The sequence below is a fragment of the Streptococcus sp. CL8.13 genome, assembly GCF_049737895.1.
Genome location: NZ_JBKOTT010000044.1, coordinates 1 through 6809, shown reverse-complemented (window position 1 = coordinate 6809; position 6809 = coordinate 1). Strand labels below are relative to the sequence as shown.

The window sequence follows — 6809 nt, the reverse complement described above, 5'->3', positions numbered from 1 at the left end:
CTGGGATAAGGATAATGTGCATATTGACAAGATCAAATTGTCATTCTGGGATGGTCAAGATACTAGTAAACCTGCAGAAAACTTTAAAGATGGTAGCCTTACAGCAGCTCGTCTCTATCCAACAAGTGCAAGTTTTGCAGAACTTGAAAAAGAGCTGAAAGACAATATTGTCTATACTCAACAAGACTCTGTTACGTATCTAGTTGGTACAAATATTGACCGCCAATCTTATAAATACACATCTAAGACCAGCGACGAACAAAAGACATCTACTAAAAAAGCTCTCTTAAACAAGGATTTCCGCCAAGCTATTGCCTTTGGTTTTGACCGTACAGCTTATGCCTCTCAGCTGAATGGAGAAACTGGAGCAAGCAAAATCTTGCGCAATCTCTTTGTTCCACCAACATTTGTTCAAGCAGATGGGAAAAACTTTGGCGATATGGTCAAAGAAAAATTGGTGACTTATGGGGATGAATGGAAGGATGTTAATCTGGCCGATGCCCAAGATGGTCTCTATAATCCAGAAAAAGCCAAGGCTGAATTTGCTAAAGCTAAATCAGCCTTACAAGCAGAAGGAGTCCAATTCCCAATTCACCTAGATATGCCTGTTGACCAAACAGCAACTACAAAAGTTCAGCGCGTGCAATCTATGAAACAATCCTTGGAAGCGACTTTAGGAACTGATAATGTCATTATTGATATTCAACAACTACAAAAAGATGAAGTAAACAATATTACATATTTTGCTGAAAATGCTGCTGGCGAAGACTGGGATTTATCAGATAATGTCGGTTGGGGTCCAGACTTTGCCGATCCATCAACTTACCTTGACATCATCAAACCATCTGTAGGAGAAAGTACTAAAACATATTTAGGATTTGACTCAGGGAAAGATAATGTAGCTGCTAAAAAAGTAGGTCTATATGACTACGAGAAATTGGTTACTGAAGCTGGTGATGAGGCTACAGATGTTGCTAAACGATATGATAAATACGCTGCAGCTCAAGCTTGGTTGACAGATAGTGCTTTGATTATTCCAACTACATCTCGTACAGGGCGTCCAATCTTGTCTAAGATGGTACCATTTACAATACCGTTTGCATTGTCAGGAAACAAAGGTACAAGTGAGCCACTCTTGTATAAATACTTGGAACTTCAAGACAAGGCAGTCACTGCAGATGAATACCAAAAAGCTCAAGAAAAATGGATGAAAGAAAAAGCAGAATCCAATAAAAAAGCGCAAGAAGAACTTGCAAAACATGTGAAATAAGATAAAAAGAAGTTAGTTGTTCGCTAACTTCTTTTGGTTTATCGAAAATGAATTGGTGCCGATCATCGCTTTTAGATATGATAGATTCTATTTTGTTGAAGAAAAAATCCTGAGAATAAAGGCTCAGGATTTTCTTTCATCTCACTGTTGTGGTTGCTGTTGAACTTGTGGATTTTGTGGCGTTGGTTGTACTGATTGTGTCGGCTGAACAGTCTGACCAGCTTGTCCTTGATTAGGATCGGTTGCTGGAGCATTATTGGGTTGTTGACCAATCGTAGTACTTGCCTGTGTAGTTGAACTTTCAGCTGTTGAGGATTGTTGAGTAGAGGGTTCAGTCCATATTGGGCGAGCTCCATTTTTGAATACAAATTCCCCGTTTCTGAAAAGTCCGTCTGGCATCGTCCAGTCTTCTGGATGAGTATCTTCTGATAGATACGTTATCATTGAGCGATAAACTTTAGCTGCAACTAGGAAACCATCTCCAACGATAGGAGTTAAACGATTCGAATAACCTGTCCATACAGCCATAGAATACTTACGAGTATAACCAACAAACATTTCATCTGGAGCTACATAGCCGGTGTTCTTGATGTGTTTTTCAATTTCATCATCTGTGTAGTTAGAAGTACCTGTCTTACCAGCTTGCGCTAACCATGGGAGATAGGCTCCACGACCAGTTCCGTATGCCAAGACAGTTTTCATCATTTCGGTCATCATGTAAGCAGTTGTTTCTTTCATAGCTCGTGTACCAGCATCTGAAAATTCTTTTTCACTACCGTCACTGAAGACGACCTTATTGATATACATGGGTTTGTGGTAAATTCCACCGTTGGCAAAAGCAGCATAGGCTGCAGCCATTTTTTCACTGCTTGCACCGTATTGTTTGTTAGATTCTGTTGTATTACTTGAAATGGCGTTTGCATAGTGGATGCTTGGGTAATCAATACCTAAGCCATTTAGGAAAGTTTTAGCTCTATCTAGACCGACCTTATTCAAAGTCTCAACGGCTGTGACATTACGTGACTGTTGAAGTGCATACTGGATTGTAATATTTCCAAAGTAGCCATGATCCCAGTTGTAGACTGGAGTATCAGTGCCAGGATAGTTATAAGGAACATCATGTACAATAGAAGCAGTAGAGTCATAGACTCCATATTCTAAAGCGGGAGCATAGTCAGTGATTGGTTTCATAGTAGAACCCCAGTCACGATTGGTTTCAACGGCTTGGTTGATTCCGAAAGATACATTACTTGATTGGTGACGGGCACCTAACTGAGCAATGACTTTACCATTTGTTACATCCACGATAGTGGAAGCTACTTGAAGTTCATCATCTGGATAAGCAACGTACTCATCTGTATTGTAAACATCCCAAAGTCTCTGTTGAACATTTTTGTCGACATTAGTATAGACTTCCATACCTGTGGTAAGAAGGTTGTAGCCCGTTTCTTGTTCAACTTGGTCGATTACTTCTTTGAGGTAGTTGTCCATATAAGCTGGATAACTATTGGCTGACTTCAAACTTTGGAGACCGTCAGTGACGGGAGTATTAATAGCTTTTTCATAATCTTCTGCACTAATGTATTTTTGCCCTTTCATTTCTGAAAGTACCAAGTTACGACGCTCTAGAGCAGCTTCTGGATGGGAATAAGGATCATATTGGTTTGGCGCTTGAGGCATTCCAGCCAAGAGTGCTAACTGTGGCAAGCTTAAGTCCTTCAAGTCTTTTCCATAGTAATTTTGGGCTGCGGTTTGCATTCCATAGTTACCGTTGGACATGTAGACTTTATTGATGTAATAGGTCAGGATTTCTTGCTTGGTTGCTTTTTGCTCTAGTTGAACGGCTAGCCAAGCTTCTTGAGCTTTACGTGACAAGGTTTGATCAGCAGTTGAAGTAGAAAAATAAGTCAATTTAATTAATTGTTGTGTCAAGGTTGAAGCTCCTTGGAGGCCTCCTCCACCTCGGAGATTTCTCAATGTTGCCCCCATGATACGAATGGTATCAACACCTCTATGGTCAAAGAAACGGTGGTCTTCGATAGACACAATTGCCTTGACTAAGTCAGTAGGAATTTCATTTGCTTGAGCATTTACGCGACGTTCAGATCCAAGGTCAGCAATCAGTTCGTTTTTGTTGTCATAAATCTTGCTAGAAGTTGTCGCAACTAATTTACTTTCAGATAAGGCTGGAGCCTTGCTAACAAAGTAGAGGAAGACGCCACCACCTAATAGAAATAATGCGATAAATAAGGTAAGGAATGTAATTCCAATATACTTTAAGAATCGCAAAATAGTTTGTTTATTCATCTTGTTTTACCACCTAGTAAATGTTCTTTGATAATATCGAGATAGGGAATTTGAGGGAAAGCGCCTTGCTTTACTAAATATCCGTATTCTTGAATATATCCAAGTGGCATTGATTTTTGGCCCTTATCTTGATGATAAAAGCGAATCAAATCAAGTGCCGGCAACAAATAAGTTTCTTGTTGAGAAGAAAAATGAAGTAGTACGAAGCAAATGCCCTGCTGTTCTAGAACTTGTTCCATATGTTGAATCTGGTGAAGATGGAAGTTCTTCATTGGAATAGCATTCTTTTGTCGTGTTTCCTTGGCTTCAAAGTCAATGTAATGTCCTCTATACACGCCAGAGTAGTCTGTTGTGGAAGCTTGTCTAAAATAGGCTTCTACAATTTTGGCTCGACTACGTTGAGGATAGTCTACTCGGACAATCTGAACAGGTGTCGGCTTTTTATGGATAACTGCCATGCCATGCGTCAGATAGTAGTCGTTTGTAGCGTTGATCATCTTTTCAAAAGTCATTCCTCGATTTGCGAAATTTTTTGGTTGAGAAATGGATGTTTGGCTTTTTTTTGATGAAATTTTATGAGGATAGTTGACCATATTTCTCCTTATTGGTACAATAACATCACTCTATTATACCATAAAAATATAAAGAAAGGTGTAAAAATGACCACAGCTTTAATTATGGGCTATTCTAATTTTGACTTGGGTGTCTTTAACGAAAAAGATATCAGGTTAAAAATTATAAAGAAAGCCATTCGCCGTGATTTAGAAAGTTTAGCAGAAGAAGGGATTAAATGGCTGGTATTTACAGGGAACTTGGGATTCGAATCCTGGGTTCTGGATGTCGCAAATGAAATGAAAGAAGAATATGATTTCAGCCTAGCGACGATTTTTGATTTTGAAACGCACGGGGACAATTGGAATGCAGCGAATCAGCTTAAACTTAGCCAATTTAAGCAAGTAGATTTTGTTAAATATGCCTATCCCAAATATGAACATACAGGGCAACTGCGTGATTACCAACGATTTTTATTGGAAAATACTGACTTAGCTTATTTTTTCTATGATCCAGAAAATGAGACCAAATTAAAATTTATGGATAACTTGATGAAAAATCAGGAAGGTTATCGCATAAAAAAGCTAACGTTTGAAGACTTAAATGAGCTAGCAGAAAATTTTTCTGAAAAGTAAGCCTTTGACCTTGATTTTTGTTTGCCTTTTTTTATATAATAATACTATTAGAAACCGAGAATGGAGCGAGAGATGGCAAGTATTATTTTTTCAGCAAAAGATATTTTTGAGCAAGAGTTTGGACGTGAAGTCCGTGGATATAGTAAGGTTGAAGTTGATGAATTTTTGGACGATGTCATCAAGGACTACGAAACTTATGCTGCCTTAGTCAAGTCTCTCCGTCAAGAAATTGCAGAGTTGAAGGAAGAATTGTCTCGCAAACCTGAATCTGCACCGGTTCAAGCAGAACCGCTTGAAATGACAGCTACAACTTCTATGACGAATTTTGATATTTTGAAACGCTTGAATCGTCTTGAGAAAGAAGTGTTTGGTAAACAAATTTTGGATAACTCTGATTTATAAGAGCTTATTAGAAAAGTGCAATTTTTGGATAATCGCGTGAGGAGAATTTCTTTTCATGAGGAAAGTCCATGCTAGCACAGGCTGTGATGCCTGTAGTGTTTGTGCTAGGCGAAACCATAAGCCTAGGGACGAGAAATCGTTACGGCAGTTGAAATGACTAAGTCTTCGGATAGGTCAGAGTAGGCTTGAAAGTGCCACAGTGACGGAGTCTTTCTGGAAACGGAGAGAGTGGAACGCGGTAAACCCCTCAAGCTAGCAACCCAAATTTTGGTCGGGGCATGGAGTATACGGAAACGAACGTAGTACTCTGACTGCTACCAGCTCTAGGCTGTTAGTAGTAGACAGATGATTATCGAAGGAAGTGGTCCTAGTCACTTCTGGAACAAAACATGGCTTATAGAAAATTGCATATAGGTTGGGGCTGAGAAAACTTTCTCAACCTCATTTTTTAAAGTGGACATATAGAAAGGTCTTATAAGACTGAAAATGGAAAAAGAATTTAATTTAATCGCTACTGCTGCAGCGGGTCTTGAGGCTGTCGTTGGTCGTGAAGTGCGAGAGTTGGGCTACGATTGTCAGGTTGAAAATGGACGTGTTCGTTTTCAAGGAGATGTGAGAGCCATTATCGAAACCAACCTCTGGCTTCGGGCAGCAGACCGTATCAAGATTATCGTAGGAACTTTTCCAGCTAAGACTTTTGAGGAGCTCTTTCAAGGAGTTTTCGCCTTAGATTGGGAAAATTATTTACCGCTTGGAGCTCGGTTCCCAATTTCAAAAGCTAAATGTGTGAAATCTAAATTACACAATGAACCCAGTGTTCAGGCTATTTCAAAGAAGGCCGTTGTCAAGAAATTGCAGAAACACTACGCCCGCCCAGAAGGTATTCCTCTGATGGAGAATGGTCCTGAGTTTAAGATTGAGGTTTCTATTCTGAAAGACATAGCAACTGTCATGATTGATACGACAGGCTCCAGTCTCTTTAAACGTGGCTATCGTACCGAAAAGGGTGGTGCTCCTATCAAGGAAAATATGGCGGCAGCCATTTTGCAGCTCTCTAACTGGTATCCAGACAAGCCCTTGATTGATCCAACCTGTGGTTCAGGAACTTTCTGTATCGAGGCAGTTATGATTGCTAGGAAGATGGCTCCTGGTCTTCGTCGCTCCTTTGCCTTTGAGGAATGGAACTGGATTAGTGATCGCTTGATTCAAGAAGTGCGTACAGAAGCGTCTAAGAAAGTGGATCGTGAGCTTGAGCTAGATATCATGGGCTGTGATATCGATGCACGTATGGTGGAAATTGCTAAGGCCAATGCTCAGGCAGCAGGTGTTGTAGGAGATATTACCTTTAAGCAGATGCGCGTGCAGGATTTGCGTTCTGATAAAATAAATGGAGTGATTATCTCTAACCCACCTTATGGTGAACGCTTGTCAGATGATGCAGGGGTTACCAAGCTTTATGCTGAGATGGGTCAAGTATTTGCTCCTCTGAAAACGTGGAGCAAGTTTATCTTAACCAGTGATGAAGCCTTTGAGACCAAGTACGGTAGTCAGGCGGATAAGAAACGTAAGTTGTACAACGGAACTTTAAAAGTTGATTTGTATCAATATTTTGGTCAGCGTGTTAAACGTCAGGAAGTAAAGTA

Annotated in this window: 5 protein-coding genes, 1 other RNA gene and 1 pseudogene; 5 read left to right on the top strand and 2 right to left on the bottom strand. The window is 39.9% G+C overall.

All coding sequences use genetic code 11. The features are described from left to right. Positions 1–1270: pseudogene (locus ACLNCN_RS02475) on the top strand (peptide ABC transporter ATP-binding protein); the annotation flags it as partial. Positions 1271–1411: 141 nt separating this feature from the next. On the opposite strand, the gene pbp1a reads toward ACLNCN_RS02475, so the two are convergent. Together pbp1a and recU are read right to left on the bottom strand one after the other, a co-directional pair. Then, positions 1412–3577, bottom strand: a complete 2166-nt coding sequence (gene pbp1a, locus ACLNCN_RS02470) for a penicillin-binding protein PBP1A (RefSeq protein ID WP_414384879.1) — start codon at positions 3575–3577, stop codon at positions 1412–1414. Next, positions 3574–4170, bottom strand: a complete 597-nt coding sequence (gene recU, locus ACLNCN_RS02465) for a Holliday junction resolvase RecU (protein ID WP_314847561.1) — start codon at positions 4168–4170, stop codon at positions 3574–3576. The genes pbp1a and recU overlap by 4 nt, the downstream gene beginning before the upstream one ends. A 66-nt stretch (positions 4171–4236) precedes the next feature. Between recU and ACLNCN_RS02460 the strand changes: the two genes are divergently transcribed. The 4 genes from ACLNCN_RS02460 to ACLNCN_RS02445 all read left to right on the top strand — a co-directional run. Beyond that, the gene (locus ACLNCN_RS02460) at positions 4237–4764 is read left to right on the top strand and encodes a DUF1273 domain-containing protein (RefSeq protein ID WP_261029108.1); all 528 of its coding nucleotides are present in this window, start codon (positions 4237–4239) and stop codon (positions 4762–4764) included. 72 nt (positions 4765–4836) lie between these two features. Further along, positions 4837–5166, top strand: a complete 330-nt coding sequence (gene gpsB / locus ACLNCN_RS02455) for a cell division regulator GpsB (protein ID WP_000146534.1) — start codon at positions 4837–4839, stop codon at positions 5164–5166. Between the two features lie 20 nt (positions 5167–5186). Then, positions 5187–5568: RNase P RNA component class B (rnpB, locus tag ACLNCN_RS02450), an RNA gene on the top strand. A gap of 84 nt (positions 5569–5652) precedes the next feature. Further along, positions 5653–6809 (top strand): THUMP domain-containing class I SAM-dependent RNA methyltransferase (locus ACLNCN_RS02445; RefSeq protein ID WP_424844548.1); only part of this gene is annotated, 1157 nt, incomplete at its 3' end.